At 69.4% G+C, this 25848-nt stretch carries 27 protein-coding genes, 1 tRNA gene and 1 riboswitch; of the genes, 11 read left to right on the top strand and 17 right to left on the bottom strand.

Annotated elements, in window-relative coordinates:
• The first annotated feature begins 125 nt into the window (after positions 1-125).
• Positions 126-235: riboswitch (TPP riboswitch) on the top strand.
• The 6 genes from C6569_RS15640 to hemW all read left to right on the top strand — a co-directional run bounded on the left by C6569_RS15640 (position 224) and on the right by hemW (position 5296).
• Positions 224-1222 carry an FAD-dependent oxidoreductase gene (locus C6569_RS15640; RefSeq protein ID WP_106749708.1) on the top strand — a complete coding sequence of 333 codons (999 nt, stop codon included), beginning with the start codon at positions 224-226 and terminating at the stop codon, positions 1220-1222. Its footprint overlaps the riboswitch before it by 12 nt.
• The gene (thiS, locus tag C6569_RS15645) at positions 1213-1410 is read left to right on the top strand and encodes a sulfur carrier protein ThiS (protein WP_106749709.1); all 198 of its coding nucleotides are present in this window, start codon (positions 1213-1215) and stop codon (positions 1408-1410) included. The genes C6569_RS15640 and thiS overlap by 10 nt, the downstream gene beginning before the upstream one ends.
• A gap of 1 nt (position 1411) precedes the next feature.
• The gene (locus C6569_RS15650; RefSeq protein ID WP_106749710.1) at positions 1412-2218 is read left to right on the top strand and encodes a thiazole synthase; all 807 of its coding nucleotides are present in this window, start codon (positions 1412-1414) and stop codon (positions 2216-2218) included.
• Between the two features lie 158 nt (positions 2219-2376).
• On the top strand, positions 2377-3078 hold the full coding sequence (locus C6569_RS15655) for a lysophospholipid acyltransferase family protein (protein WP_106751089.1): 702 nt from the start codon (positions 2377-2379) through the stop codon (positions 3076-3078).
• Between the two features lie 93 nt (positions 3079-3171).
• Positions 3172-3786: a thiamine phosphate synthase gene (locus C6569_RS15660; protein ID WP_106749711.1), complete on the top strand. Its 615-nt coding sequence runs from the start codon at positions 3172-3174 to the stop codon at positions 3784-3786.
• Between the two features lie 325 nt (positions 3787-4111).
• Positions 4112-5296, top strand: coding sequence for a radical SAM family heme chaperone HemW (gene hemW / locus C6569_RS15665; RefSeq protein ID WP_106749712.1), 1185 nt, complete (start codon positions 4112-4114; stop codon positions 5294-5296).
• On the opposite strand, the gene C6569_RS15670 is transcribed toward hemW, so the two are convergent.
• Positions 5293-6006 (bottom strand): extensin-like domain-containing protein, encoded by a 714-nt coding sequence (locus C6569_RS15670; RefSeq protein ID WP_106749713.1) that lies wholly within the window; start codon positions 6004-6006, stop codon positions 5293-5295. The two genes, hemW and C6569_RS15670, sit on opposite strands and share 4 nt — an antisense overlap.
• A 112-nt stretch (positions 6007-6118) precedes the next feature.
• Between C6569_RS15670 and C6569_RS15675 the strand changes: the two genes are divergently transcribed.
• Both C6569_RS15675 and C6569_RS15680 read left to right on the top strand, forming a co-directional pair.
• Positions 6119-7501 (top strand): ActS/PrrB/RegB family redox-sensitive histidine kinase, encoded by a 1383-nt coding sequence (locus C6569_RS15675; RefSeq protein ID WP_106749714.1) that lies wholly within the window; start codon positions 6119-6121, stop codon positions 7499-7501.
• A gap of 73 nt (positions 7502-7574) precedes the next feature.
• Positions 7575-8147, top strand: a complete 573-nt coding sequence (locus C6569_RS15680; protein ID WP_106749715.1) for an ActR/PrrA/RegA family redox response regulator transcription factor — start codon at positions 7575-7577, stop codon at positions 8145-8147.
• A 2-nt stretch (positions 8148-8149) separates the two neighbouring features.
• On the opposite strand, the gene C6569_RS15685 is transcribed toward C6569_RS15680, so the two are convergent.
• On the bottom strand, positions 8150-8638 hold the full coding sequence (locus tag C6569_RS15685; protein ID WP_106749716.1) for an MmcB family DNA repair protein: 489 nt from the start codon (positions 8636-8638) through the stop codon (positions 8150-8152).
• 212 nt (positions 8639-8850) lie between these two features.
• Here C6569_RS15685 and rpsO point away from each other — a divergent pair, with 212 nt between their 5' ends.
• Together rpsO and pnp are read left to right on the top strand one after the other, a co-directional pair.
• Positions 8851-9120: a 30S ribosomal protein S15 gene (rpsO, locus tag C6569_RS15690; RefSeq protein WP_106749717.1), complete on the top strand. Its 270-nt coding sequence runs from the start codon at positions 8851-8853 to the stop codon at positions 9118-9120.
• Between the two features lie 256 nt (positions 9121-9376).
• Positions 9377-11527 carry a polyribonucleotide nucleotidyltransferase gene (pnp, locus tag C6569_RS15695; protein WP_106749718.1) on the top strand — a complete coding sequence of 717 codons (2151 nt, stop codon included), beginning with the start codon at positions 9377-9379 and terminating at the stop codon, positions 11525-11527.
• A 65-nt stretch (positions 11528-11592) separates the two neighbouring features.
• Here the strand turns inward: pnp and C6569_RS15700 are convergent, their stop codons facing one another.
• The 12 genes from C6569_RS15700 to C6569_RS15755 form a co-directional block, all read right to left on the bottom strand.
• Entirely contained in the window at positions 11593-12432 is an 840-nt protein-coding gene (locus tag C6569_RS15700) for an alpha/beta hydrolase (RefSeq protein ID WP_106749719.1), read from the bottom strand.
• A gap of 93 nt (positions 12433-12525) precedes the next feature.
• Positions 12526-13170: a hypothetical protein gene (locus C6569_RS15705; protein ID WP_106749720.1), complete on the bottom strand. Its 645-nt coding sequence runs from the start codon at positions 13168-13170 to the stop codon at positions 12526-12528.
• 112 nt (positions 13171-13282) lie between these two features.
• Positions 13283-14611 (bottom strand): malonyl-CoA decarboxylase, encoded by a 1329-nt coding sequence (locus tag C6569_RS15710; protein ID WP_106749721.1) that lies wholly within the window; start codon positions 14609-14611, stop codon positions 13283-13285.
• A gap of 93 nt (positions 14612-14704) precedes the next feature.
• Positions 14705-14992, bottom strand: coding sequence for a DUF2218 domain-containing protein (locus C6569_RS15715; RefSeq protein ID WP_106749722.1), 288 nt, complete (start codon positions 14990-14992; stop codon positions 14705-14707).
• A gap of 123 nt (positions 14993-15115) precedes the next feature.
• Positions 15116-15892, bottom strand: a complete 777-nt coding sequence (locus C6569_RS15720) for an enoyl-CoA hydratase (RefSeq protein ID WP_106749723.1) — start codon at positions 15890-15892, stop codon at positions 15116-15118.
• A gap of 436 nt (positions 15893-16328) precedes the next feature.
• Positions 16329-17309, bottom strand: a complete 981-nt coding sequence (coaA, locus tag C6569_RS15725) for a type I pantothenate kinase (protein ID WP_245898352.1) — start codon at positions 17307-17309, stop codon at positions 16329-16331.
• A 15-nt stretch (positions 17310-17324) separates the two neighbouring features.
• Positions 17325-17651 (bottom strand): phosphoribosyl-ATP diphosphatase, encoded by a 327-nt coding sequence (locus tag C6569_RS15730; RefSeq protein WP_106749725.1) that lies wholly within the window; start codon positions 17649-17651, stop codon positions 17325-17327.
• 123 nt (positions 17652-17774) lie between these two features.
• Positions 17775-18275 carry a GNAT family N-acetyltransferase gene (locus C6569_RS15735; RefSeq protein WP_106749726.1) on the bottom strand — a complete coding sequence of 167 codons (501 nt, stop codon included), beginning with the start codon at positions 18273-18275 and terminating at the stop codon, positions 17775-17777.
• Entirely contained in the window at positions 18272-19051 is a 780-nt protein-coding gene (locus C6569_RS15740; RefSeq protein WP_181313780.1) for a CHAD domain-containing protein, read from the bottom strand. Before C6569_RS15740 ends, C6569_RS15735 begins: the two co-directional genes overlap by 4 nt.
• Positions 19048-19701, bottom strand: coding sequence for a peptide-methionine (S)-S-oxide reductase MsrA (gene msrA, locus C6569_RS15745; protein WP_106751090.1), 654 nt, complete (start codon positions 19699-19701; stop codon positions 19048-19050). The genes C6569_RS15740 and msrA overlap by 4 nt, the downstream gene beginning before the upstream one ends.
• Positions 19702-19826: 125 nt before the next feature.
• A complete protein-coding gene (locus C6569_RS15750) occupies positions 19827-20150 on the bottom strand; it encodes a PetM family of cytochrome b6f complex subunit 7 (protein ID WP_106749728.1) in 324 nt (107 codons plus the stop codon).
• Between the two features lie 36 nt (positions 20151-20186).
• On the bottom strand, positions 20187-21635 hold the full coding sequence (locus tag C6569_RS15755; RefSeq protein ID WP_106749729.1) for a sodium:proton antiporter: 1449 nt from the start codon (positions 21633-21635) through the stop codon (positions 20187-20189).
• Positions 21636-21969: 334 nt separating this feature from the next.
• Between C6569_RS15755 and C6569_RS15760 the strand changes: the two genes are divergently transcribed.
• Positions 21970-22046, top strand: a tRNA-Arg gene (locus C6569_RS15760).
• A 264-nt stretch (positions 22047-22310) separates the two neighbouring features.
• Here the strand turns inward: C6569_RS15760 and C6569_RS15765 are convergent.
• From C6569_RS15765 to C6569_RS15775, 3 genes are read right to left on the bottom strand one after another with little or no spacing between them, the layout of a single operon-like run.
• Positions 22311-23105 (bottom strand): SDR family NAD(P)-dependent oxidoreductase, encoded by a 795-nt coding sequence (locus C6569_RS15765; protein ID WP_106749730.1) that lies wholly within the window; start codon positions 23103-23105, stop codon positions 22311-22313.
• A 13-nt stretch (positions 23106-23118) separates the two neighbouring features.
• Positions 23119-24297: a lipid-transfer protein gene (locus C6569_RS15770; RefSeq protein ID WP_106749731.1), complete on the bottom strand. Its 1179-nt coding sequence runs from the start codon at positions 24295-24297 to the stop codon at positions 23119-23121.
• Between the two features lie 31 nt (positions 24298-24328).
• Complete coding sequence (locus C6569_RS15775; protein WP_106749732.1) at positions 24329-25837, bottom strand: class I adenylate-forming enzyme family protein; 1509 nt, start codon at positions 25835-25837, stop codon at positions 24329-24331.
• Positions 25838-25848: the final 11 nt, after the last annotated feature.

Below are 25848 nucleotides of genomic sequence, written 5' to 3' on the forward strand. Positions count from 1 at the left end.
CCTCGAGGGATCGCGTTTGGCGTCTTCGCGTTCGGGCGCGCGAGTGGGCCGGGTCTTAGCCGATTTGGACCGGAGGGTGAAGAAACCTTCGCGCCTTGACATCCATGTCCGAATGCCCACAGTCCACCCCGCCCGAGGGGAGCCCCGACGAGGGGGCTGAGAGGCTGCGCGATCCGCGGCGACCCTTGAACCTGATCCGGGTCATGCCGGCGGAGGAATGGGGATGCACGGACAAGACGCCGCGCGGCGCGTCGACATCATTGGAGCGGGCATTACCGGGCTCTGGCAGGCCCTGTGCTTCGCCGAGGCGGGCTTCGCCGTCACCCTGCACGAGCGCGGCGGGGAAACGCAGGCGAGGTCTGCGAGCCGCTGGGCCGGCGGCATGCTCGCGCCGTGGTGCGAGGCGGAAGGGACGGAGGAGCTGGTCGTGCGCCTCGGCCGCCGCTCGCTGGACCTCTGGCGGCAGGCGGTGCCCGAGGCGGCCTTCGACGGCACGCTCGTCGTCGCCCATCCGCGCGACCGCGCCGATTTCGACCGCTTCGCCCGCATGACGACGGACCACCGCCGGCTCGATGCCGACGGCATCGCCGGCCTGGAGCCGGCCCTGGCCGGACGCTTCCCGCAGGCGCTGTTCTATCCGCGGGAAGGGCATGTCGAGCCGCGCGTGGTCATGGAGGCCCTGCTGCGGCGGCTGGCCGAACGCGGGGTGACCGTCCGCGCAGCCGACGGCGATTGTCTGCCCGCTTCCGGCCTGACCGTGGACTGCCGGGGACTTGCGGCGCGCGACCGGGAGCCCCTGCGCGGCGTCAAGGGCGAGACCCTGCTGGTCGAGACCGGGGCGATCAGCCTGTCGCGGCCGGTGCGCGTCCTCCATCCGCGCTGGCCGCTCTACGTCATCCCGCGCGCCGGCCATCGTTTCCTTCTCGGCGCGACCACGGTCGAAACCGAGAGCGAGGGCGTATCCGTCCGGTCGGCGCTGGAGCTTCTGTCGGCAGCCTATGCGCTGCACCCGGCCTTCGCCGAGGCGCGCATCGTCGAGCATGGATCGGCCCTTCGACCGGCCTATGCGGACAACCTGCCGCGGATCGTCGTGTCGGACGGCAGGCTCACCGTCAACGGGCTCTATCGGCACGGCTTCCTGGTCGCCCCGGCGCTCGCCGAAATCGCCGTCGCCCATGTCACGCGCGGCATCCACGACAACGAGGTGATGCAATGGTCCTGACCGTCAACGGAGAGACGACCGAGAGCGCCGCCACCACCGTCGCCGAGCTCCTGCGCGAGCGCGACCTCGACGGCGGGCATGTGGCCGTCGCCGTGAATTTCGAGGTCGTGCCGCGCCGCCGCTGGGCCAGCGCGGCGCTGGCGGCCGGCGACGCGGTCGAGATCATCAGCCCCCGGCAGGGAGGCTGACATGGACCACGCCTCCTCCCGCGATCCCGTCACCTTCTACGGCCGCAGCTTCGCCTCGCGGATGATGATCGGCACGGCGCTCTACCCCTCGCCCGCCGTCATGCAGAAGGCAATCGCCGCTTCCGGCGCGGGCATCGTCACCGTTTCGCTCCGGCGCGAGAGCGCGGGCGGGCGGACCGGCGCGGCCTTCTGGGATCTGGTGCGCGAGACCGGCGCCGCCGTCCTGCCGAACACCGCAGGCTGCCGCTCCGTCAAGGAGGCCGTCACCACGGCTGAGCTCGCCCGCGACCTCTTCGACACGCCCTGGATCAAGCTGGAGGTCATCGCCGACGACGAAACCCTGCAGCCGGATGTCGTCGGCCTGGTCGAGGCCGCAACCGTCCTGATGCGCGACGGTTTCGAGGTCTTCCCCTACACGACCGAGGATCTCGGCGTCGCCATGCGCCTCGTCGATGCCGGCTGCCGGGTGGTCATGCCCTGGGCCGCGCCCATCGGCAGCGCCCGCGGCATCATCCATGCCGATGCCCTGAAGCTGATGCGCGAGCGCCTGCCGGATGTCGCACTTGTGGTCGATGCCGGCCTCGGCGCGCCGTCCCATGCGGCCGAGGCGATGGAGCTGGGTTTCGACGCGGTGCTCTTGAATACGGCGGTGGCGAAGGCCGCCGATCCCGTCGCCATGGCCACCGCCTTCCGCCTGGCCGTCGAAGCCGGGCGTACCGGCTATGGCGCCGGTCTCATGGGGCCGCGCGATTTCGCCTCGCCCTCGACCCCCGTTGTGGGCAGACCGTTCTGGCATGGCCTCACCTGACCGCCTCGGATCATCGCGGGGGCATCGCGCCGCGCGCCATGAGGTCGACACGATCGGCGGCGATGATCGCCGCGGGTGACAGGGGCGAAGACACGGCCTATGGCTCGCCCGCAGGCCGGCTCGCGGAGCCTTGGCCACAGATGCTGCGATCGGAGATCATGACCGCACTCCGTTCCAGGACATTCGACCTGCTTCTCGGCGGTTGGACCGCCCTGTTCGGCGCACTCATCCCGGCCCTCGCTTGGGCCGACGGCAGGCGGCTGCGCGGCGTCTCGCGGCTCTGGGTCGCCGGCGTCATGGGGCTGCTGCGCACGGTGATCGGCCTCGACCATGTGGAGATCGGCAGCGACAACCGCCCCGCCGGCCCCTGCCTGATCGTCTGCAACCACCAGTCCACCTGGGAGACCATCGCCTTCATCCGCCTGTTTCCGGACGTGGCCATCGTCGCCAAGGAGGAACTGCTGAAGGTCCCGGTCTTCGGCTGGTACCTGCGCCGCTCCCCGATGATCACCATCGACCGCGAGTCCGGCACCCAGGCGCTTCGGCGCATGGTGGAAGGCGCCAAGACGGCTCTCGCCGAGGGCCGCCCCGTCCTGCTCTTCCCCGAGGGCACCCGCAAGGACCCCGACGCCCCCATCGATTTCAAGCGTGGCGTCGAACTGCTCTACGGCCGGCTCGACGTTCCCGTCCTGCCCGTCGTCGTCAATTCCGGCCGATTCTGGGGCGTCGGCCGGCCCTTCAAGCGTCGCGGCACCATCACCGTGTCCTGCCTGCCGCTGATCCCCGCCGGCCTCAAGGCCGGAGAGATGATGGCGCGGGCCGAACGGGTGATGGAGGAAGAGCGGCGCAGGATAGGCTAGCGGCCGGGCGCCTTGACTTCGCCGGGTCGGCGGTCACTCTCCGCCCGCCCCCGGGGCCCGCGAGGCCGCACATCCCCTTCAGGAGCATCAGCCATGACGCGCGCCTATCCCGACCGCTTCTACCCCGTCGTCGACAGCATCCGCACCCTCATGGACCTGGCGGCGCTGGGAGTCGGCACGATTCAGCTCAGGGTCAAGGATCTCGGCGAGGCCCAGGCGGCGGCACTGGTGGGGGAAGCGGTCGAATCGGTCCAGGGATCGCCGGTTCGGCTCGTCATCAACGACTACTGGCGCGCCGCCATCGTCGGCGGCGCCAGCCATCTCCATCTCGGCCAGGAAGATCTCGCCACCGCCGATGTCCCGGCGATCCGCGCGGCGGGACTGACGCTCGGCATTTCCACCCATGACGAGGCGGAGCTCGAAACCGCCCTCGCCCATCGTCCCGACTATATCGCCCTCGGCCCGATCTATCCGACGACGATCAAGCCCATGCGCTTCGGCCCCCAGGGCCTCGACCGCATCGGGGTGTGGAAGAAGCGCATCGGCGCCATCCCGCTGGTCGCCATCGGCGGCATCACGCTGGAGCGCGCCCCCTCCGTCTATGCGGCCGGCGCCGATTCCATCGCCGTCGTCTCCGACATCGCCAATGCCGACGATCCCGACACGCGGGTGCGCGAATGGCTGGCGCTCGAGCCGGCGGGCGACTGAGGGCTGGATTCCGCGCGCCTTGCATCAGCGAAGTGCGTCCTTCGAGGCTCGCTGCCGCTCGCACCTCAGGATGAGGGAGGTCGTGAGCTGCATCCGGGGCGTCCGCCACGCTGACGTCGCGGCCAAGGCCACCGTTGTGCCCATCGCCATCATCCTCATCCTGAGGTGCGAGCCCCGGCGATGCGCCAGCATCGTCGGTGGGAGCCTCGAAGGATGCACTCCGGTTCTGCAGCTCCACGCTCCTGCCCCCTAGCCATCCGGCCCCGCGACCGCTACCTCACGGCCTGAGCCGCCGGACCTCCGCCCGGCGTCGAGACCCTGGCCGATGACAACCGCCCCGCCCGGCACCGGGGGCCCGGACGATCCCGGCTTCGGGATCTACGTCCACTGGCCCTTCTGCGCCTCCAAGTGCCCCTATTGCGACTTCAACAGCCATGTGCGGCACGTCGCGCCCGATCAGGCGCGCTATGTGGCCGCCTTCGGCCGTGAACTGGCCACCGCAGCGCGGCGCACCCCCGGTCGCACCGTGTCCTCCATCTTCCTCGGCGGCGGCACGCCCTCGCTCATGGAACCGGCGACCGTCGGCGCCATCCTCGACGCCCTCGCGCGGCTCTGGACGGTCACACCCGACTGCGAGGTGACGCTGGAGGCCAATCCCACCAGCGTCGAGGCGGAGCGCTTCCGCGGCTTCCGCGCCGCCGGCGTCAACCGCGTCTCGCTCGGCGTCCAGGCGCTGAACGACGCCGACCTGAAGAGCCTCGGCCGCACCCATTCCGCCGACGAGGCGCTGCGCGCGGTGGACGTCGCGCGCCGCCATTTCGACCGCTATTCCTTCGACCTCATCTACGCCCGTCCCGGCCAGACCGAGGCGGGGTGGGAAGCCGAACTCCGCCGCGCCATCGCGGAGGCCGCCGAGCACCTGTCGCTCTACCAGCTCACCATCGAGCCCGGCACCATGTTCGAGGCGCTGCACCGCGCCGGCAAGCTCGCCATGCCAGACGACGACATGGGTCGCGTCCTCTACGACCTGACGCAAGACGTCTGTGCCGAGGCTGGCCTGCCCGCCTACGAGATTTCCAACCATGCGCGGCCCGGCGCCGAATGCCGCCACAACCTCATCTACTGGCGTTCCGGCGACTTCGTCGGCGCCGGCCCCGGCGCCCACGGCCGCCTCACCCTCGGCAACGGCCGAATCGCCACCGCCACCGAGAAACACCCCGAGACCTGGCTGAAGCGGGTCGAGGAGCAGGGCTCGGGCATCGTCTCCGAGGAGCACCTCGTGCAGATCGAGAACGCCGACGAATTCCTCGTCATGGGGCTGCGCCTTGCCGAGGGCATCGACCTCGCCCGCTACGAGGCGTTGTCGGGCCGCCCGCTCGACCCGGACCGCATCGCCTTCCTGGAGGGTGAGGGCTTCGTCCGACGCCTGCCCGGCGGCCGGCTGAAGGTCACGCCCGAGGGCTTCCCCGTGCTCAACGCCGTGGTGGCCGACCTCGCGCAGGCGGACTAGCGGCAGGCCCGCCCGCCGCCGACGTCCAGATGGAAATGGTCGTAGTGCAGCGGGTTGTAATCCGGCGACAGGGTGACGTCGAACCAGCGGCAGGCAGCGTCCCGCACCGCCCGCAGGAAGGCGGCCCGGCCCGGCTCGGCCGACGACCAGTCGGCGGTAAGCGTCAGCCGCCGCCCGTCGGCGAGCTGGAATCCGGAGATGTCGATGGCGTCGGCCGTGGCGTGGCGGCTGCGGCGGCCCGAGGCGGCGTGGTTGATGTTGCGGCAGGCATAGGTGCCGAGATGCTCGACGCGGGTCACCGGCGCGCCGAGATGGGTCCGGGCAGCCGCGCCCAGCGCGTGGCGCTCGACCATGGCGAGGGAGAGCGCCGCCCGGCAGGTCAGCACCACCGGCGAGGACAGGCGTGTCGCCCCGGCCGTCGCGGTCCGCCCGGCATCAGTGAAGCCGCAGCCCTCCCCGGTGGCGCGGTCCGGCACCCGCTCGAAGGCGATCCCACTCCGGGCAAGCGCCGCGCGGCAGAGGTCGCCGTCGCCGCGGGCGCGGGCGAACTTGAAGCGCGTCAGGAAGCCCGGCTCCTCCGCGAGGTCGAAGGGGGCGAAGGGATCCCAGCGCGGCGGCAGCACGATCTGCCCCGACGCGATCAGCGCGCCGGCGAAGAGGAGACCGAGAACCAGCGGCAGGACGAGGAGGCGGGCGATGCGGGCGGCCATGCGCCAGCCTAACGGGAGAGCCGGTGCCGGGTTCCGCAGGAGGGGCGCGGCACGCCGCCGCTGGCCGCTCCCGTCCATGGCCTTTGGCCGCGGGACCGCCTAGTTTCGGCGCATGGCGAATGCTCTGCTCCCCTCCCTGTTCGACACGGCCCCGGCCCTGCGCAGCCTGCGCCTCGAGACGCTGATCCGGCTGCGCTGGTTCGCCGTGGTCGGCCAGACCGCCGCCATCGTCGCGGTCTACTGGGGGCTGAACGCCGACCTGCCGCTCGACCTCTGTCTTCTGGCCGTCGCCGCCTCGGCCTGGATCAACATCACCCTGCGCCTGCGCTATCCGGCCAATCACCGGCTGTCGCCGCTGGAAGCGGGCTTCTCGCTGGCCTGGGACATCATCCAGCTCGCCATCCTGCTCTATCTCACCGGCGGCCTCGAGAACCCCTTCTCCTTCCTCTTCCTCGGCCCGGTGCTGATCTCCGCCACCTCCCAGCCGCCGCGAACCACCCTGCTCCTCGGCCTCCTCACCGTCGCCTGCGCGACCTTCGTCGGCTACATCCACATGCCCCTGCCCTGGGAGTGGACGAACGACCTGAGGCTGCCGCCGCTCTATCTCGTGGGCGTCTATGTCGCGCTGCTGATCTGCCTCTCCTTCATCGGCCTCTATGTCTGGCAGGTGGCGGAGGAGCAGCGCCAGCTCACCGAGGCGCTGACCGCAACCGAACTCGTCCTCGCCCGCGAACAGCATCTCTCCCAGCTCGACGGTCTCGCCGCCGCCGCTGCGCACGAGCTCGGCACGCCGCTCGCCACCATCGCCCTGGTCACCAAGGAGCTCGCCGGCGTCCTGCCCAAGGACGGCCCGATCGGCGAGGACATGACGCTGCTGCGCGAACAGGTGCAGCGCTGCCGCGACATCCTCGCCAAGCTGAAGAGCCTGTCGAGCGGCGACGCGCCCTTCGACACCATGTCCCTCGCCCAGCTCATCGAGGAGGTGGCGCAGCCCCACCGCTTCTTCGGCATCGCCATCACCGTCGACCTGCCGGACAAGCGCGAGGGCGAGCCGCTCATCGCCCGCAATCCCGGCCTCCTCTACGGCCTCGGCAACATCGTCGAGAACGCCGTCGACTTCGCCCGGTCCTCGGTCGTCATCGCCGCCCGCTGGGATTCCGAGACGGTGACGGTCACCATCATCGACGACGGGCCGGGACTTCCCCCCGACATCCTCGATCGCGTCGGCGAGCCTTATCTGACCCGCCGCGGCAAGGGCCGGGGCCGCAGCCGGCGCGCCGACCGTGCCGAGGATCAGGGCGAGGAGAAGACGGGCCTCGGCCTCGGCGTCTTCATCGCCAAGACCTTGCTACAGCGTTCCGGCGCGCGCATCGTCTACCGCAACCGGCCGGGTCTCGAGACCGGCGCCGTGGTGGAGGTGACCTGGCCTCGCAGCGCCTTCGGAACGGCGGGAAGCGGCGGTTCGTCGCGGGCCCAGCCGCCGCCCATGCCTTGAGGTGACGGCCCGGCAGCCCTACATCCGGCTGAAATCGCCGTTGCGCCACCCGCTATCCGACAGGAGAGACCCGATGCTGCCCACCGAGTCCGCCGCGCAGACGCCGCAGGCCGCCCTGCCCGCGGACCGCACGCTGCTCGTGGTCGACGACGACAAGCCCTTCCTGCAGCGCCTCTGCCGGGCGATGGAGGCGCGCGGCTTCCAGGTCACCGCCGCCGAGAGTGTCGCCGATGGCCTCGCCGCCGTCGCGGCCCGCCCGCCGGCCTTCGCCGTGGTGGATATGCGCCTCGGCGACGGCAACGGCCTCGACGTCATCTCCGCCCTCAACGAGGCGCGCCCGGATGCCCGTGGCGTCATCCTCACGGGCTACGGCAACATCGCCACCGCCGTCACCGCGGTGAAGCTCGGCGCCGTCGACTATCTCGCCAAGCCCGCCGATGCCGACGAGGTCTTCGCCGCCCTCCTCGCCGTCGCCGGCAAGACCGCCGACCTGCCGGAGAACCCGATGTCGGCCGACCGGGTGCGCTGGGAGCACATCCAGCGCATCTACGAGCTGTGCAGCCGCAACGTCTCCGAGACCGCCCGCCGCCTCGGCATGCATCGCCGCACGCTGCAGCGCATCCTCGCCAAGCGCGCCCCGCGCTGACTCTAGAGGTCCGTCAGCCCCCGCACCCCGGGGTCGCAGAGCAGCGTCATGCGGCCGGCCGCGGCACGGGCGAAGCGCAGCATCATCACCTTGCGGGTCGGCGCCGGCAGCGTCGCAGCATCCCCCTCGCGCACGAGTTCCGCGCCGTGGGCATCGGCGAGGATGAGCCCGGCGTCCTCCGGGAGCAGCCCGGTGGGAAAGTCCGGCGCCACGGCGAAGAGCACCCGGTCGGCGTGGGCGCGATAGTCGCTCCATTTGCGGTCGGCGCGGAAATCCTCCACCGAGGACTTGATCTCGACGATCCAGAGGGTGCCGTTGCGGGAGAGTGCGGTGAGGTCGGCGCGCCGGCCCGACGGCAGCGCCAGTTCCGGCACCACGGCGAAGTCCAGGGCGGCGAGGAGCCGCGTCGTGCCGCGGGCGATGGCGAGCGCCCGCTGCGACTGGCGGCCGTCGGCCGGCGGGACGAGGGATGCGGCGGCGAATCCGGACATGGGCCGATCATGCCGCAGCCGCGCCGGGAATGAAACGGGAACGTCGTCGCCTGCTTCCCTTGCTGCCATTTTCGTGTATAAGCCGCGCCTTCGGCTCCCGAGGGAAGCCGGACCGTGCACGGCGCCTCGCTTGCGCTCCACGGCCATCCGACCGCGCTGGACGACATCCCGGCGCCGGCCGCCCAAAGTCCATTTCGCAGAAGGAACACCCGATGTCGATTTCCGACGCCCGCAAGGCCGAGCTCATCAAGGAATACGCCACCAAGGCCGGCGACACCGGTTCGCCCGAGGTCCAGGTGGCCATCCTCACCGAGCGCATCACCAACCTGACCGAGCACTTCAAGACCCACGCCAAGGACAACCACTCCCGTCGTGGCCTGCTGAAGATGGTTTCCGCCCGCCGTTCGCTCCTCGACTACGTCAAGGGCAAGGACGAGGCGCGTTACAAGTCGCTCATCGAGCGCCTCGGCATCCGCCGCTGACCCTCAACGGACCGGCCCCGGCGGACACCGCGCGGGGCCGAGCCGCATTCCGGGCTCCCGGTCAAAGGGGCGCCCGTCTTCCCGATGCAGGTCGCGACCCGCGCGACCTGTGTGCCAACAAGGCCAATCCACTGGACCAGTCGACCGCCATGGCAGGATCGCAAGGGGCTCGGGATCGCTAGATCCTGAGATCGAGCCTCTCGCCGTCTTGCGCATGGCCGTCTGCCGTCCGATCCGTCCGAGAAAGGAAAGTATGATGTTCGAAACCCATCGCGAGGAGATCACCTGGGGTGGTCGCAAGCTCGTGCTCGAGACCGGCAAGGTCGCCCGCCAGGCCCATGGCGCCGTGCTCGCCACCTACGGCGACACCACCGTGCTCGCCACCGTCGTCTCCAACTACGAGCCGAAGGCCGGCATCGACTTCTTCCCGCTGACCGTCAACTACCAGGAGAAGTATTTCGCCGCGGGCCGCATCCCCGGCGGCTACTTCAAGCGCGAGGGCCAGCCGACCGAGCGCGAGACGCTGATCTCCCGCCTCATCGACCGCCCGATCCGCCCCCTCTTCGTCGAGGGCTACAAGAACGAGACGCAGGTCATCATCACCACGCTCTCCCACGACATGGAGAACGATCCCGACGTGCTGGCCATGGTCGCCGCCTCCGCCGCCCTGACCCTGTCGGGCGTGCCCTTCATGGGCCCGGTGGGCGCCGCCCGCGTCGGCTACATCGACGGCGAATACGTGCTGAACCCCTATGTCGACGACATGAAGGAGTCGAAGCTCGACCTCGTCGTCGCCGGCACCGCCGACGCCGTTCTGATGGTCGAGTCGGAGGCCCAGGAGCTCTCCGAGGAGATCATGCTCGGCGCCGTCATGTTCGGCCACAAGTACTTCCAGCCGATCATCAACGCCATCATCTCGCTGGCCGACAAGGCCGCGAAGGAGCCGCGCGACTTCACCCCGCCGGACCACTCCGCGCTGGAGAAGGCCATGCTCGACCTCGTCGAGAAGGACCTGCGCGCCGCCTATTCCATCCGCGAGAAGACGGCCCGCTACAGCGCCGTCGGCGAGGTGAAGAAGAAGGCGATCGAGGCTTTCGCCGGCGAGGGCGAGGGCAAGCACGACAAGCAGGTCGTGGCCGGCGTCTTCAAGGAGCTCGAGGCCAAGGTCGTCCGCTGGAACATCCTCGACACCGGCAGCCGTATCGACGGCCGTGACCTCGTCACGGTGCGCCCGATCGTCTCCGAGGTCGGCATCCTGCCGCGCACCCACGGCTCGGCGCTGTTCACCCGCGGCGAGACCCAGGCGATGGTCGTCACCACGCTCGGCACCGCCGAGGACGAGCAGTTCATCGACTCGCTGACCGGCACCTACAAGGAGAACTTCCTCCTGCACTACAACTTCCCCCCCTTCTCGGTGGGTGAAGCCGGCCGCATGGGCCGCCCGGGCCGCCGCGAAGTCGGTCACGGCAAGCTCGCCTGGCGCGCCGTCCATCCGATGCTCCCCGAGCGCCACGAGTTCCCCTACACGATCCGCGTCGTCTCGGAGATCACCGAGTCGAACGGCTCCTCCTCCATGGCCACCGTCTGCGGCGCCTCGCTGGCGCTGATGGATGCGGGCGTGCCGATCAAGCGTCCGGTGGCGGGCATCGCCATGGGCCTGATCCTCGAGGGCGAGCGCTACGCGGTGCTCTCCGACATCCTCGGCGACGAGGACCATCTCGGCGACATGGACTTCAAGGTCGCCGGCACCGCCGAGGGCATCACCTCGCTGCAGATGGACATCAAGATCGCCGGCATCACCGAGGAGATCATGAAGGTCGCCCTCGGCCAGGCCAAGGGCGGTCGCGAGCACATCCTCGGCGAGATGGCCAAGGCCCTCACCTCGGCCCGCGCCGAGCTCGGCGAGCACGCCCCGCGCATCGAGAGCTTCAAGATCCCCACCGACAAGATCCGTGAAGTGATCGGCACCGGCGGCAAGGTCATCCGCGAGATCGTCGAGAAGACCGGCGCCAAGGTGAACATCGAGGACGACGGCACCGTGAAGGTGGCCTCGGCCAACGGCGAGCAGATCCGCGCCGCCGTAAACTGGATCAAGTCGATCACGCAGGAGCCCGAGCTCGGCATGATCTACGAGGGCACCGTGGTGAAGGTCGTCGACTTCGGCGCCTTCGTGAACTTCTTCGGTTCGCGCGACGGCCTTGTCCACATCTCGCAGCTCGCCAACAACCGCGTCGGCAAGGTCACCGACGTGGTCAAGGAGGGCGACAAGGTGAAGGTGAAGCTGCTCGGCTTCGACGATCGCGGCAAGACCCGCCTGTCCATGAAGGTCGTCGACCAGGCGACCGGCGAGGACCTCGAGAAGAAGCAGAAGGAAGCCGCCGCCGAAGAGGGCGACGCCGCGGAGTGATTCACGGCACTACGGCTTCAGGAATCGGAAAGGGCGGCCCTCGGGCCGCCCTTTCTCGTTTCGCCTCACGCCCCGAAGAATGCCGTCACGTCGTCGAGAACCGACGACGACCAGCGCAGCAGCGGCGCCAGCGCCAGTACCGTGCCGGCATGACCGACGCCCTCGTATTTGCGCACCGTGACCGGCACCCCGGCTGTGCCAAGTCGGGCCGCGAGAGCATCCGTGTTGCGCGGCAGGACGGTGGTGTCGGCCGTGCCCGTGCCGAGGAAGATGCGCGGCGCGCCCCGGCGGGCGAAGCTGATGGGCTGGGTCTCGGCGGGATTGCGGACATTGCCGAAGGCGGCCTGCGTAACCCGCCCCTCCAGCGGCAGGAAGTCGTAGGGGCCGGACAGGCCTGCCGCAGCCCTCACCGCCTGCCGCGGCACGCCGGCGCGGGCGAGATAGCGCGGATCGAGCGCCAGCATCATGGCGTTGTAGGCCCCCGCCGAATGACCGGCGAGGAAGAGGCGGCCGGGGTCGCCGCCATAGCGGGCGATGCTGCCGCGCACGAAGGCGAGCGCCCGCGCGCCGTCCTCGATGAAGGTCGGAAACCGCACCTCCGGGACGAGGCGATAGTCGGCGATGACCGTGACGTAGCCGCGCCCGGCGAAGGCCTCGCCGACGAAGCCGTAGGTGCTCTTGGCCCCGCTCGACCAGGAGCCGCCATAGATGAAGAAGACCACGGGACGCCGCGAGGCGCCGCCGCGCGGCAGGTAGATGTCGAGCCGCTGGCGCGGATCCGGCCCGAAGGCGACGTCGCGCGTCGGCAGGCCCTGGGCGAGCGCGGGTGCAGCCGGCAGCACGAGGCCGGCCGCCACACCGGCGAGAAGAGCCGGCACGGCGCGGCGTGAGGGGACGAGGGTCATGCGGGGGCTCCTGCTGCGGTCACTGCAGCGGGTAACACCGCCGGCCCCGCTTCGGTTGCAGCGCTCACCCCCTCGTGACGGGACGGCCCCCGCTCAGTTCGCGGCGAAGCAGTAGAACCGGCCGTTGCCGCCCGTGGCGCGGAGGGCCTCCATCCCGCAGCCCCGCGAGCCGTGCGAGGAGTTCCACGACAGGGCCGGCGGCTCGGTGTTCAACCCCATGCGGTCGTGATGGCCGACCATGGCGGAGCCCTCGCCATTCTTCGTCCAGTTGCCGCAGGTGCGGTCGGCCTCGCCCGAGAAGGCGGTGCCGTCGGCCTGGCTGCCGGTGAGGATGTCGTGCTGGTTCGGCGTGTCGCCGCGCCCGTTGACCACCTCGCCCTTCTCCGTCAGCGCCGTCTGCTTGGTGAGGTTGTTGGTGCCGTGCAGTTCGGCGACGGAGGCCGCGATCACCACGCCGCGGGCGTTGGCCCAGGGGCCGGAACCGATCCGGTCGCGGGCGTTCACCGCGCCGGCGCCTTGCGTCGACAGATAGGCCCGCCAGGTGCGGTTTCCGGCGCCCGCCGCGGCGGCGAGCGCCTGGCAGTGCCGGTCCGCCCCGGCGAGACCGCCGAGATTGCCGCCGTCGAGCGGCGCCGAGGTGATGAAGAAGCCCATCGGGGCCTGCTGGGCCGCGGCGGGGCCCGCCATCACGACGGAGAGGCAGGCCCCGGCGAGGGCGAATTTCAGGGTCGGTGTCATGGTGTCCTCCCGGGACGCGATGCCTTGTTGAGACGGCATCTGCGGCGAGCCTAGGAAGGGCCGGTGCGGCGACCAAGACACAGGTCGGTGAGACAGGTAACCCTGTAACAGGTCAGGCCCGGGCCTCCGCCAGCTTGCGGACGGGCGGGCTCGCCACGATCTCCCGGCGCTCGGCATAGGCCTCGTGGTTCTCCTCGATGCGGCCGAGATCGTAGAGATAGTTGACCATCACCCCGTGCGACTGGGCAAGGCCCGCCTCCGACAGGTCGGCGCCGGCATTGATGCGCTCCAGCCTGGCGCCGTTGCCGAGGTGGAACCGGGCCACAGGGTCGAGCGGCCGGTTGCCGGTGGTCTTGGCGGTGAGGAAATAGCGCGCCGCGCAGCGCGCCAGCAGCCGGTCGACCTTCGTCACCCGCGCCCGGTCGGCCCGCCAGTCCGGCTCGTCGAGGGCGTTCAGCAGATCGCGCTCCTCCTCCAGCAGGAACCCGGTCTCGGTCCTGCGTTCCTTGGCCAGCCATTTGGCGAAGCCCGGCACCGGCGACAGGGTCACGAAGGTCGTCAGCTTCGGCAGTTCGCGCTTCAGTTCCTCCACCACCTGCTTGATCAGCAGCGAGCCGAAGGAGATGCCGGCGAGGCCCGTCTGGCAGTTGGAGATGGAATAGAAGACCGCGACGCGGGCGTCGTCGGCGGCGAGCGGGGTGCCGCCCTCGGCGATCAGCGGGCCGATGGCGGCGGGAATCTCGGCGGTCAGCGCCACCTCGACGAAGATCAGCGGTTCGTCGTCCAGGCGCGGATGGAAGAAGGCGTAGCAGCGCCGGTCCTCCGGCTCGAGGCGCCGGCGCAGGTCGTCCCAGTCGCGGATCTCGTGCACCGCCTCGTAGCGGATGATCTTTTCCAGGATGTTGGCCGGCGTCGACCAGTCGATGCGCTTCACGACCAGGAACCCCCGATTGAACCAGGAGGAGAAGAGGTGGACGAGATCGTCGTCCAGCACCTTCAGATCGGCATGGGCGGGAAGGGCCGCAAGAAGGTCATCGCGCATCCGCACCAGCGCGGCGGTGCCGCGCGGCGCCAGGTTCAGCCGGCGGATGAGCTCCTGCCGGCGCGGCTCGGCGGCGGCGTGGAGACTGGCGGCGGCGGCCGGGGTGGGATCGGCCTGATAGGCGGTGATCGCCGCCTCGAGCTTCGCCCGGTCGGCGCCGAAGACCTCGGCGAAATCCCTGAGCACCGCGACGCGCTGCTCGGCATCGAGCGTGGCGTAGCCGTCGAGGATATCGCGGGCCAGCGCCGTGCCCGACGCCTCACCGCGGCGGGACAGCAAGGCCCGCGCCAGCGCCACAACGTCGGCCGCCCGGCGCGGCTGCAGCTCCGCCGGTTTCCAGCCGATCAGCTCCCGGCTGCGGCGCGAGACGGTCGCCAGCATGTCGGTGACGAAGGTCATGGGGGAGGCCTCCTCGTCCGGGTCACGCACCCGGCCACAGCCATGCTGCCACAGATTGCTGCGCCGCCGCGAGAGCCTCGGGTCCGGAAAGCTCTAGCCCACCGGCTGCCAGTCGATGTGCAGTTCCTCGCGGAAGGCGAAGCGCTTGAGATGCTCGGCCACCACCTCCTCCAGCGTCGGCAACCTGTCGGCCGAGGCGTCGAGTTTGAGGCTGAGCACGTCGCCGTTGGCGGAGAGGGTCAGCGCCGCCTCCTCGCTGAAGGGCACCGTTCCCGAGCGCTCGTCGAAGGTGACGGCGAACTTGTGGCTCCAGTGCTTGCAGAGCTGCTGCAGGTAGCGACTGGCATGTGCCGTCGCGATGTCGGCCAGCGATACCGGCATGATCAGGACCTCCGGGGACGACCTCGTTCCGAGCCCTGATTGGCGCTCATCGGGCGGGGATTTGCACCCCGCCCGGTCGCAGGGCACCTGCGCGCCCCCCGAATGGACGGCAGCCATGCCGTTTTAGCGGTTCTTGAAACCCGGTTTCCGCTTCTCGGCGAAGGCGGCCATGCCTTCCTTCTGGTCGGCCATGGCGAACATGGCGTGGAACACCCGCCGCTCGAAGCGGATGCCCTCGGCGAGGGTCGTCTCGTAGGAGCGGTTCACCGATTCCTTGGTCATCATGACGGTCGGCATGGACATGTCGGCAATCTGGGAGGCGACCTTCACCGCCTCCTCGACGAGGTCTGCCGCCGGCACCACCCGCGAGACGAGGCCGACACGTTCGGCTTCCGCCGCATCCATCATCCGGCCGGTGAGGCACATCTCCATCGCCTTGGACTTGCCGACGAAGCGGGTGAGCCGCTGCGTGCCGCCGGCGCCCGGCATGACGCCCAGTTTGATCTCCGGCTGGCCGAACTTCGCCGTGTCCGCGGCGAGAATGAAGTCGCACATCATGGCGAGCTCGCAGCCGCCGCCGAGGGCGAAACCCGCCACCGCCGCGATGATCGGCTTGCGGCGCTGGGCGACGCGGTCCCAGGCGGTGATGAAGTCCTCGAGGTAGCTCTCGGGATAGGTCTTGTCTTTCATCTCCAGGATGTCCGCGCCGGCCGCGAAGGCCTTCTCCGAGCCGGTGATGACGACGCAGCCGATGGCCGGGTCCTTGTCGAAGCCGTCGAGGACCGCATTGACCTCACCGACGAGCTGGCTGTTCAGCGCGTTCAGGGCCTTGGGGCGGTTGAGCGTGATCAGCCCGACCTTGCCGCGGGTCTCGACGATGATGGTCTCGTAGCTGGCCATGGACGGTCCTCGTTGGGCGATGAGCTGGCGAGGAGAGCTAGCGGAGGCAGGCCGGGCTGTCATCTCGTCCGGAGGGGGAATGGGGTGGAGTCGGCAGTCGAAACGCCCTGCAGCAGGCCAGTGCGTCCTTCGAGGCTCGCTGTCGCTCGCACCTCAGGATGAGGAGGGTGGTGATCGGCATGACGGGCGCCTGCCCGAATCCCGTGTCGGCCTAGGTTCTGCCACGCACCACCCTCCTCATCCTGAGGTGCGAGCCCCTGCCGATGCGCAGCATCGTCCAGGGCGAGCCTCGAAGGACGCACTTGTGATCTGCAGCGATATACCGCGGACGCCAGGGTCAGATGCCGTGGATACCCGGCACGAGGTCGGGCATGACGGGCGGAGGTTCGGGAGGGACAACCGACAGCACAGCGCTGAAGGCCGAACCGCTCTCCGCTCACACCCGCCTGAGGCTGACGCTCTCGATCTTGTGGTCGTCCGCCTTCTTCAGGATCAGCTTGGCGCGGTGGCGGGTCGGCAGGATGTTGTCGCGCAGATTGACGAGGTTGATGCCGTACCACAGCGCCAGCGCCGTCTTCATCGCCTCGAAATCCGACTTCTCGGCATAGCGGCGGAAATAGCTCTGCGGGTCGCGGAAGGCCGTCTCGCGCAGCCGCATGAAGCGGTCGAGATACCAGCGCTCCAGCACCTCCTCCTCCGCGTCGATGAAGATGGAGAAGTCGAAATAGTCCGAGACGAAGGGAATGGCCTTGCCCTCGCGCGGGGCGCGGCCGGTCTGCAGCACGTTCAGCCCCTCGACGATGAGGATGTCCGGACGGTCGACCTCCACCGTGCCGCCCGGCACCACGTCGTAGACGAGGTGCGAATAGACCGGCGCCCTGACGTGCCGCTCGCCGGCCTTCACGGCCGCGAGGAAGCGCAGCAGCGCCTTGGTGTCGTAGCTCTCCGGAAACCCCTTCTTCTTCATCAGCCCCTCGCGCTCGAGATGGGCGTTGGGGAAGAGGAAGCCGTCGGTGGTGACGAGGTCGACCTTCGGCGTGTTGGACCAGCGCGACAGCAGCGCCTGGAGGACGCGCGAGGTCGTCGACTTCCCGACCGCCACCGAGCCGGCGACGCCGATGACGAAGGGAATCTTCACGTCGCGCGCGCCGAGGAAGGACTGCGAGGCGCGCGAGAGCTTCTGCTGCGCCGCGACATAGAACGACAGCAGGCGCGAGATCGGCAGATAGATCGCCTCGACCTCCTCGATGGAGAGCTGGTCGGTGAAGGAGCGCAGCTTGGTCACCTCCTCCGGCATCAGCGTCATCGGCGTGTCGGCGCGCTTTTCGGCCCATTCGGCCCGCGAAAAGACGCGGTAGGGCGAGGGATTGCCGTTGGGGGGTTCGACCAGGGCGGCGGCGGCGAGGCTTGCGGGCATCGGGCGCTCGTTCATTCAGGAGGTCTTCGGACGCGACGCCTTTTCGGCATGGCCCGACTGGGACGTGCGGCGGGCGAGCTCGGCCATTACCTCGTCGAGAGTGATGCCGCGCGCCTTCCATACGACCATGAGGTGGAAGAGCACGTCGGCGCTCTCCGCCACCAGCCCGCCATGGTCGCCCTCGGTCGCGGCGATGATCGCCTCGATCGCCTCCTCGCCGAATTTGCGGGCGCAGTGGGAGGGCCCCTTGGCGAGCGAGGCGGCCGTGTAGCTCTCGGCGGGCGGCGCTTCGGCACGCCGCGCGACGATCGCCTCGAGGTCGGAGAGCTGGAAGGAACTCATCGGCACGCGGTCCCTGGCCTGCGGGGACGGGACCTGCCGCGGCAGGCTCCGGAGGAGGCGGCATGATGCAGATTATGCGGCCAATGTCACCGTGGCGGAAGGGATGATGCGCCGCAGCATTCTTCAGCCGGGGCGGCAGATCATGTAGCGGGCGCCGGAGCCGTAGCTCGCGAGCTTGGACGCGACGCCCGCGCCGCCGGTTTCGACGAAGCCCATGCGCCGCCAGAAGCCGGCCGAACCGTTGACTGCCACCAGGCTCAACTCTTGCAGCCCGGCACCGAGCGCCTCAACCTTCAGGGTGTCGACGATCTCGCCCGCAGCTCCTGTTCCACGGGTGGCGGGGAGGAGCGCGATGTCGTGGATGTACCAGGTGGAGGCCGGCTGCGGCAGCGCCCCGAGAAGCGTGTTGAGCGGAGGGCAGGACCCCGCCTCCCACGGATGGCTGACCACATAGGCGGCGAGCCCCCCCGCCCCGGCCAGCACCCGGCACCCCGCCGGAAACAGCCGCTGCCTCTCGGCGAAGACCGCGTCGTCCTCGGGAAAGTCGGGGTGCACCTCAGACGCTATGGCGGCGACCGCCGGCAGGTCAGCCGCCGTCATGGGCCGCCAGGCGAAAAAGGTCATGGCCCCGCCTTGCGCCAGCTCTTCTCCACCGCGGCGGGCTTGGCGGCGAAAGTCTTCTCGCCGGTGCGCGCCACTTCGCGCTCCAGCCGGGTATGTCGGGCCTGGATACGGGCCCGCTTGGCGCGCCCCCCCTCGCTGCCGTCCAGCCGGCGCGCCAGCAGGTCGAGGTCGCGGATGGCGCCCATCAACTCGCCCAGCCGGTCGAGCTTGCCCGCCTTGGGCCGGGCGCCGCGCGGGCGGACCTCGTCCAGCGCCTCGACGAGATGCAGGCAGTCCTTGATGCGCTTGCGCGCCTCGTGCAGCGGCTCCTCGCCTGGCTCCAGCTCGTAGGCGCGGAACGCCCTGCGCGCCTTGCCGTAGGCCCGCGCCACCGCCTTGGCGAGATAGTGCCGGGGCGCGTCTTTCGGGGCCAGCCGGCCGATCACCCGCGCCTGTTTCTGCAGCGCCTGGCCGAGGGCCGCGAGATCGACCCGATCGCCGCGCGCGCTCCCGTGGCCGCGGGCGCCGACGCTGCGGGCCGCCTCCTCCAGCGCATGGGCGTCGCGCAGCGGCGCCAGCGTATGGGCGAAGGCGCGCAGGAAACCGTTCTCCCGCTCCACCGCCGGGCGAGCCAGCGGCCGGAGCGCCCTCAGCAGGCTGCGAGCCCTCTTGATGTGGCGGCGGGCGAGATGCACCGCCGCCACCTGATCCTTCTCGGAGGCGAGCAGGCGTCCGGCGGCGCGGGCATGGGCCCCCGCCGCCAGTGCCAGATCATGGGCCTCCGCGACCGGCCTCACGCCGCGACCCCCGTGCCGATCGGGCAGGAGACGCCGGTGCCGCCGAGCCCGCAATAGCCGTGCGGGTTCTTCGCCAGATACTGCTGGTGGTAGTCCTCGGCGAAATAGAAGGCCGGCACCGGCACGATCTCCGTGGTGATCGGGCCGTAGCCCTTCGCCGCGAGCGCCCGGCCATAGGCCGCCTTGGACGCCTCCGCCGCGGCGCGCTGCGCCTCGGTCGAGGTGTAGATGCCCGACCGGTACTGGGTGCCCACGTCATTGCCCTGGCGCATGCCCTGGGTCGGGTCGTGGCTCTCCCAGAAGGTGGCCAGCACCTGCTCGGTGGAGACCTGCGCCGGGTCATAGACGACCAGCACCACCTCGTTGTGGCCGGTGAGGCCGGAGCAGACCTCCTCGTAGGTCGGGTTGGGCGTCACGCCGCCGGCATAGCCGACCGCCGTCACGAAGACGCCGGGCAGTTGCCAGAACTTGCGCTCGGCGCCCCAGAAACAGCCGAGGCCGACGACCAGCGTCTCCATCCCCTCGGGATAGGGCCCCTTCAACGGCCGGCCGTTGACGAAATGCCGCTCGGCCGTCGGCAGCGGGGTAGCGCGGCCGGGCAGGGCCTCGGCGGCGGTGGGCAGTGAGAGCTTCTTTCTGAATCCGAACATGGAAACCTCCTCGATGCCCCTCATTCGCAGTCCGCCCGGCCGACGTTACCCGGCGGACCATGCGAGGCCAACATGGGACCTCTGCAGCCGATCCACAACACGCCTGCGTGACGGCTGCCCGCGTCCTACCGCCGCCCGATGACGCCGATCTGCGGTTCGCGGCTGCGGCCGAGCCACATCATCAGCGCGCCGAGCGCCAGGCCGACCGCCGCGGCCGGCAGCCCGAGCAGCACCAGTGCGACCGGGTCCCAGACCCAGTCCGGCGCCGCGCCCCGCAGCCAGGCCTCGATCTGTGTGAGGCTCGCCGCATGGACGGAGCGCCAGACCTCCGACACGTCGGTGGCGATCAGCCTCTGCCCGGCGATCGACCGCGTGCCGTCGATGACCAGCGCCACGAAGCCGGCGGCGATCACGAGGAAACCGGCGATGCGCAGCGGAAGGCGGATCATGGCGATCGGGATCTCCGGACGATGCGGCGGCTGCCGCTACCAGCCGGCGAGCGGCGCCCCGCGGATGAAGAACAGCAGCGTGACGAGGATGAAGATGGGAATGAGGATCGCCACCGACCAGGCCATATAGCCGAAGAAGGAGGGCATCTTCACGCCCATGTCCTTGGCGATGGCATAGACCATGAAGTTGGGCGCATTCCCGATATAGCTGTTGGCACCCATATACACCGCCCCGGTGGAGATGGCCGCGAGCGTTGTGGCGAGCGGCCCCATCAGCACCTTCGGGTCGCCGCCGGCGAGCTCGAAGAAGACGAGATAGGTCGGCGCATTGTCGAGGAAGGACGAGAGCGCGCCAGTCAGCCAGAAATACATGACGTTGTTGGGGCTGCCGTCGGGATTGGAGACGAGGGCCACCAGCGGCGCCAGGGCGCCGTTGCGTCCGGCCGCCAGGATGGCGATGACCGGGATGATGCAGATGAAGATGCCGGCGAAGAGCTTGGCCACCTCCTTCACCGGCCCCCAGGAGAAACCGTTCTGCTCGCGGAAGATCGGGTTGGCGAGCTTCAGCGAGGCGAGGCCGCCTGCGAGCATGACGGCGTTGGAGACGATGTCCTGCAGCGGGAAGTCGACGCCCGCGAGTTTGAACGAGACCCCCGGCTTCCAGTAGCCGCGCAGCAGGATGGCTGCGACGACCACCGCGATCAGCCCGAGCATGGCGAGCCCCTTCACCCCGACGCGAGAATCCGGCGTCGGGTCCGGCTTCACCCGGCCCTCCTTCGCATAGAGGCGGGCATCGAGGACGTAGAAGATGGCGAGAAGGGCGCCGACAACGATCAGCGTCTCCATGAACAGCGCCCGCGTCGTCCAGAAGAAGTCGACGCCCTTGAGGAAGCCGACGAAGAGCGGCGGGTCGCCGAGCGGGGTCAGTGCCCCGCCGCAGTTCGACACGATGAAGATGAAGAAGACCACGACGTGCACGTTGTGCACCCGGTCGTCGTTGGCGCGAATGATCGGCCGGATCATGATCATCGAGGCGCCGGTGGTGCCGACGAAGCTCGCCAGCACCGCGCCGATGGCGAGGATGGCGGTGTTGGTCGCCGGCGCGCCGTGGATGTTGCCGGTGACGAGGATGCCGCCGGCAATGGTGTAGAGCGAGAAGATCAGGATGATGAAGGGCAGGTACTCCGCCAGCATGGTGAAGGTGAGCGCCCCCAGAACCTGATCGGCCGGCACGGCGGCGAGGAGCGGCACCACCACCAGCGCCGCCCAGAAGGCGGCGATCTTGCCGTAATGGTGCTCCCAGACGTGAGGATAGAAGACCGGGCCCGTGGCGATGCACAGGAGCAGACCCGCAAAGGGCAGGCACCAGGCGAGGCTCATGCCGCGCCCGTCGAGCCCCGCCGCCGCGAGCGCCGGCTCCGCCGTCCCGCCGAGCGCGAGCCCGGCCAGCGCCGCCGCCAGGGCCGCTTTCGCCACAAGCTTCATGCCATGCCCCCTCAGCCCGCCCGGTCGCGGGTCTTCCTGCCCCACCCCGCGCTTCTATCGGGGCGCCCGGCCCCCGACAATGGGGGCCGTACCGGACGGCGTCACCGCCGAGGCGGCAGGAACGTGCGGGTCCTGCCGACGGTCGCATCCGGTTTGAGGGGCGCAGCGCGGCCGGCGGGGGACCTCCGGCTGCAAGGGACGGGCAGTGCGGTCGGCGGCAGGATGGCTGAACCGGGGCGGTCTCGGCCGGCCCACCAGCGCGCCAGCACCCTCGATCAAGCGATTGCGGCGCGCCGGACGATCCGCTAAACACGTCCTGCGCGCCGCGCGGCATGCACCCGTAGCTCAGCTGGATAGAGCGTTGCCCTCCGAAGGCAAAGGTCGCACGTTCGAATCGTGCCGGGTGCGCCAAATTACCCCTTCAAAGATCTGGCGATTTTTCCTTGCGACACACGCCGGTGCCAGGATCGATTGCGTCAAATAGCCACCGAATAGCCACGGCTGAGATGACGACCTGAATCCGCGTCGCGGATTGGTGTCGTCAGCTTCGCGCCCGCAAAGCAGACATTGGCTCCGGGATCTTATGCAGGCATTCCGTTTCAATCGGCCGAGCCGGCGATCGGGGCCGTTGTCACCTCCGATGCGACCCGATCACTTGTGCGATTGCCGCGTCCTTCATCGGGTTTGACAGGTCAGCGCCCCATCCACGGGCAAAAGGACCCCGGAGACATATTTCGCCTCGTCTGACGCCAGGAAAAGCGATGCGTGAGCCACGTCCCAGGCCGTTCCCATCTTGCCCATGGGCACCATGGCATCACGCTTGGCGATCATGTCGTCGACCGATGCATAGACGTGTCTGTACGGCTCGACGATCATCGGCGTATTCATGAGCCCCGGCAGCACCGCATTGCAGCGGATGCCCTTCGGCGCGTACTCGACTGCGACAGCGCGGGTGAAATGATTCACAGCGGCCTTGGATGAATAGTACGAAATCATCGGCACCGCGATGGTGGTGATCGAGGCGACCGACGAGACGTTCACGATGGCCCCTCCACCCTGCCGCACCATCTCGGGCAATACACGCTTGCAGGTGAGGAAGAACCCTTTGAGGTTCACATCCATCACCCGGTCCCAGCTGGCTTCGTCGATCGCCTCCGGGCCGCCGGGCTCGGCGATGCCCACGTTATTCTGGAGAATGTCGATTCGACCGTGACGGGCGATGACGTCGCTCACTGCCGAATCGATGTCGGCCGCCGAGGTGATGTCCGCCCGCAGGGCTGCGGCCTTGCCCCCTTCCTCGGCGATGATCGCGGCGGTCCGCCCGGCCGAGGCCAGGTCGCGGTCGACGCAGATGACGGTCGCGCCCTCGCGCGCGAACAGCACGGCCGTCGCCTTGCCGTTGCCCCAACCCTCGCCGATGCAGCCCGCCCCCATGACGAAGGCGATCTTGCCCTTCAGGCGTTCTCCCATCGCCGCCATCTCCTTAGGCCTTTTCATAGATGGTGACGACGGCGGCGCCGCCGAGGCCGAGATTGTGCTGGAGGGCGAGGGTTGCCCCCTCCACCTGTCGCGCATCGGCGGTGCCGCGCAGCTGGTGGGTCAGTTCGTAGCACTGGGCAAGGCCGGTCGCACCGAGCGGATGGCCTTTGGAGAGCAGGCCTCCAGACGGATTCGTGACGTAGCGGCCGCCATAGGTGTTGTCGCCGTCGACGACGAACTTCTCCGCTTCTCCTTCGCCGCACAGGCCCAGCGCCTCGTAGCTGATCAGCTCGTTCTGGGCGAAGCAGTCGTGCAGCTCGACCACCTTGATGTCTTCCGGCCCGATCCCAGCCGCCGCATAGGCTTTCTGTGCCGCCTCTTTCGCCATGTCGAAGCCGACCACGCGCATCATGTCACAGGCCTCGAACGTGCTCGGCCGATCGGTGGTCATGGCCTGCGCCCGGATGCGCACCGTCGTGTCGATGCCGTGCCTCCTGGCGAAGCTCTCCGAGACCAGCACGGCGGCGGCGGCGCCGCAGGTCGGCGGGCAGGCCATGGAGCGGGTCATGACGCCCTCCCAGATGACCGGGGCCTGCATCACGTCGCCTTCGGTCAACTCCTTGCGGAACAGGGCCAGCGGATTCCTGGCAGCGTGGCGGCTCGCCTTGGCACGCACCTTGGCGAAGGTCTCCATGCGCGTGCCGTAGCGATCCATGTGCTCCTTGCCGGCGCCGCAGAAGTAGCGGATCGCCAGCGGGATCTCCTCGCGTCCCACCAGGTCGTCGGTGACCTTGTCGAACTCCTCAAAGGGGGAGGGGCGGTCCTCGAAGATGGAGCCGAGCGCGCCGGGCCGCATCTGCTCGAAGCCCACGGCCAGCACGCAGTCTGCCGCGCCGCTCTCGATGGCCTGGCGGGCGAGATAGAGCGCCGTGGAGCCGGTCGAACAGTTGTTGTTGACGTTGACGATCGGGATGCCCGTCATCCCTACCCGGTAGAGCACCTTCTGGCCCGCGGTGGAGTCGCCGTAGACGTAGCCGGCATAGGCCTGCTCGATCGCCTCGTAGCCGAGGCCGGCATCCTTCAGCGCCAGCCTCACCGCCTCCTCGCCCATGGTGTCATAGGGCGCGGAGGCGCCCGGCTTCGCGAAGGGGATCATGCCGACGCCGGCAACGATGGTCGTCATATCGCGCTCCTGTTTTCTGTCGGCGCTGTGCTCAGGCAGCCGTTTCACTGGCGAGAAGGGCCCGCAGCTCGGTCTTCAGGATCTTGCCGTAGTTGCTCTTCGGCAGGCTCGGCAGGAACCGGTAGATCTTGGGACGCTTGAACCGCGCCATGTTGTCGATGCAGAAGGCGTCGAGTTCCTCAGCCGTCACCGGATCGGTGGCTGAAACGAAGGCCACCACCTCCTCGCCCCAGTCGGCATGACGCCGGCCTATGACGCTGACCTCGGTGATGGCAGGGTGGCGAAGCAGAACCTCCTCCACCTCGCGCGGGTAGATGTTCGAGCCGCCCGAGATGATCACGTCCTTGGAGCGGTCCTTGAGCGACAGGAAGCCGTGGGCATCAAAGGTGCCGACGTCCCCGGTCCAGAGCCAGCCGTCGCGCAGCGCTGATGCCGTTGCCGAGGCATTATTCCAGTAGCCGGCCATGACCACGTCGCCGGCGACGATGACCTCGCCGGCCTCGCCAGGGGCAAGGTCACGCCCCTCGGCATCGACCACGCGCACGGCGACACCCGTCCGCGGGATGCCGACGGACGAGAGCCGCGCGTCGAGCCGTCCGTCACCGGTGTCGAGATGCATGTGCGGCGGCAGATAGCTGATGGTGCACGGCGCTTCCCCCTGGCCATAGGCCTGCCAGAGCCGGGGCCCAAGCAGGCCGAGCGCGCGTTTCAGGTCCTCGAGGTACATCGGCGCACCGCCGTAGAAGATGTGGTCGAGGTTCTCCACCTTCGTGTCTTCCATGGCCGGCGACGTGACGAGCCGGTTGACCATGGTGGGCGCGGCGAAGAAGGAGGAGCCGGGATAGTGGTTGATCAGGTCGACGATTTCATCGGGCGAAAAGCCGCCGCTCTCCGGCACCACATTGGCCGCGCCGCGCACGATATGCGCCAGCGACAGGAGGCCGGCGCCATGCGAGAGCGGCGCCGGGTACAGCGAGGCATCCGTCTCCTCGACCGGGCCGATGTCCGCGAGGAAGCTCAGCGTCATGGCGTAGAGATTGCGATGGGTCAGCATCGCGCCCTTTGGATATCCGGTGGTGCCGCTGGTGTAGAAAAGCCAGGCGATGTCGTCGGGGACGGCGGTGGCGGGCTGCAGCGTGTCGGGTGGCGTCGAGACCATGGTGGCATAGGCGTCGCCGTCGACATCCACCACATCGCCCGGCTGCGACAGTCCCCCCTCAATGTCGGTGAACAGCACTGATGCAGCGCAATTGTCGAGGATATAGGCGAGCTCCTTCGCATGCAGCTTGGCGTTGATCGGCGCCACCGTCAGTCCCGCGAACCAGGCACCGAACAGGATCTCGAAATATTCTGTACGGTTGGACAGGAACACGCCGATCCTCGCCCCGGACTTGAGACCTCGGCGGCGGAGCGCCGTGCCGAGCGAGGCGCTGCGTGCGAGAAAGGCGCCGTAGCTGTGGACCGTTTCGCGGCCGCGGCAAAGCGCCGGGCGATCGGCGAAGGCCCTGGCTGCATTGGCGAGAACCATGGCGATGTTCATCGGTGTCTCCC

Source organism: Phreatobacter cathodiphilus (genome assembly GCF_003008515.1).
Lineage (GTDB): Bacteria > Pseudomonadota > Alphaproteobacteria > Rhizobiales > Phreatobacteraceae > Phreatobacter > Phreatobacter cathodiphilus.

Bases quoted from the DNA above. Each gene is read 5' to 3' on its own strand.
- C6569_RS15755 (WP_106749729.1), bottom strand. From the start codon at position 21,635: ATGAAGCTTGTGGCGAAAGCGGCCCTGGCGGCGGCGCTGGCCGGGCTC.
- C6569_RS15765 (WP_106749730.1), bottom strand. From the start codon at position 23,105: ATGGGAGAACGCCTGAAGGGCAAGATCGCCTTCGTCATGGGGGCGGGC.
- C6569_RS15710 (WP_106749721.1), bottom strand. From the start codon at position 14,611: ATGACCTTCGTCACCGACATGCTGGCGACCGTCTCGCGCCGCAGCCGG.
- C6569_RS15775 (WP_106749732.1), bottom strand. From the start codon at position 25,837: ATGAACATCGCCATGGTTCTCGCCAATGCAGCCAGGGCCTTCGCCGAT.
- C6569_RS15735 (WP_106749726.1), bottom strand. From the start codon at position 18,275: ATGACCTTTTTCGCCTGGCGGCCCATGACGGCGGCTGACCTGCCGGCG.
- hemW (WP_106749712.1), top strand. From the start codon at position 4,112: ATGACAACCGCCCCGCCCGGCACCGGGGGCCCGGACGATCCCGGCTTC.
- C6569_RS15640 (WP_106749708.1), top strand. From the start codon at position 224: ATGCACGGACAAGACGCCGCGCGGCGCGTCGACATCATTGGAGCGGGC.
- C6569_RS15670 (WP_106749713.1), bottom strand. From the start codon at position 6,006: ATGGCCGCCCGCATCGCCCGCCTCCTCGTCCTGCCGCTGGTTCTCGGT.
- C6569_RS15705 (WP_106749720.1), bottom strand. From the start codon at position 13,170: ATGACACCGACCCTGAAATTCGCCCTCGCCGGGGCCTGCCTCTCCGTC.
- C6569_RS15680 (WP_106749715.1), top strand. From the start codon at position 7,575: ATGCTGCCCACCGAGTCCGCCGCGCAGACGCCGCAGGCCGCCCTGCCC.
- C6569_RS15750 (WP_106749728.1), bottom strand. From the start codon at position 20,150: ATGATCCGCCTTCCGCTGCGCATCGCCGGTTTCCTCGTGATCGCCGCC.
- C6569_RS15685 (WP_106749716.1), bottom strand. From the start codon at position 8,638: ATGTCCGGATTCGCCGCCGCATCCCTCGTCCCGCCGGCCGACGGCCGC.
- pnp (WP_106749718.1), top strand. From the start codon at position 9,377: ATGTTCGAAACCCATCGCGAGGAGATCACCTGGGGTGGTCGCAAGCTC.
- coaA (WP_245898352.1), bottom strand. From the start codon at position 17,309: ATGCCCGCAAGCCTCGCCGCCGCCGCCCTGGTCGAACCCCCCAACGGC.
- C6569_RS15720 (WP_106749723.1), bottom strand. From the start codon at position 15,892: ATGGCCAGCTACGAGACCATCATCGTCGAGACCCGCGGCAAGGTCGGG.
- C6569_RS15770 (WP_106749731.1), bottom strand. From the start codon at position 24,297: ATGACGACCATCGTTGCCGGCGTCGGCATGATCCCCTTCGCGAAGCCG.
- C6569_RS15730 (WP_106749725.1), bottom strand. From the start codon at position 17,651: ATGAGTTCCTTCCAGCTCTCCGACCTCGAGGCGATCGTCGCGCGGCGT.
- C6569_RS15715 (WP_106749722.1), bottom strand. From the start codon at position 14,992: ATGCCGGTATCGCTGGCCGACATCGCGACGGCACATGCCAGTCGCTAC.
- C6569_RS15655 (WP_106751089.1), top strand. From the start codon at position 2,377: ATGACCGCACTCCGTTCCAGGACATTCGACCTGCTTCTCGGCGGTTGG.
- C6569_RS15660 (WP_106749711.1), top strand. From the start codon at position 3,172: ATGACGCGCGCCTATCCCGACCGCTTCTACCCCGTCGTCGACAGCATC.
- thiS (WP_106749709.1), top strand. From the start codon at position 1,213: ATGGTCCTGACCGTCAACGGAGAGACGACCGAGAGCGCCGCCACCACC.
- C6569_RS15675 (WP_106749714.1), top strand. From the start codon at position 6,119: ATGGCGAATGCTCTGCTCCCCTCCCTGTTCGACACGGCCCCGGCCCTG.
- rpsO (WP_106749717.1), top strand. From the start codon at position 8,851: ATGTCGATTTCCGACGCCCGCAAGGCCGAGCTCATCAAGGAATACGCC.
- C6569_RS15650 (WP_106749710.1), top strand. From the start codon at position 1,412: ATGGACCACGCCTCCTCCCGCGATCCCGTCACCTTCTACGGCCGCAGC.
- msrA (WP_106751090.1), bottom strand. From the start codon at position 19,701: ATGTTCGGATTCAGAAAGAAGCTCTCACTGCCCACCGCCGCCGAGGCC.
- C6569_RS15700 (WP_106749719.1), bottom strand. From the start codon at position 12,432: ATGACCCTCGTCCCCTCACGCCGCGCCGTGCCGGCTCTTCTCGCCGGT.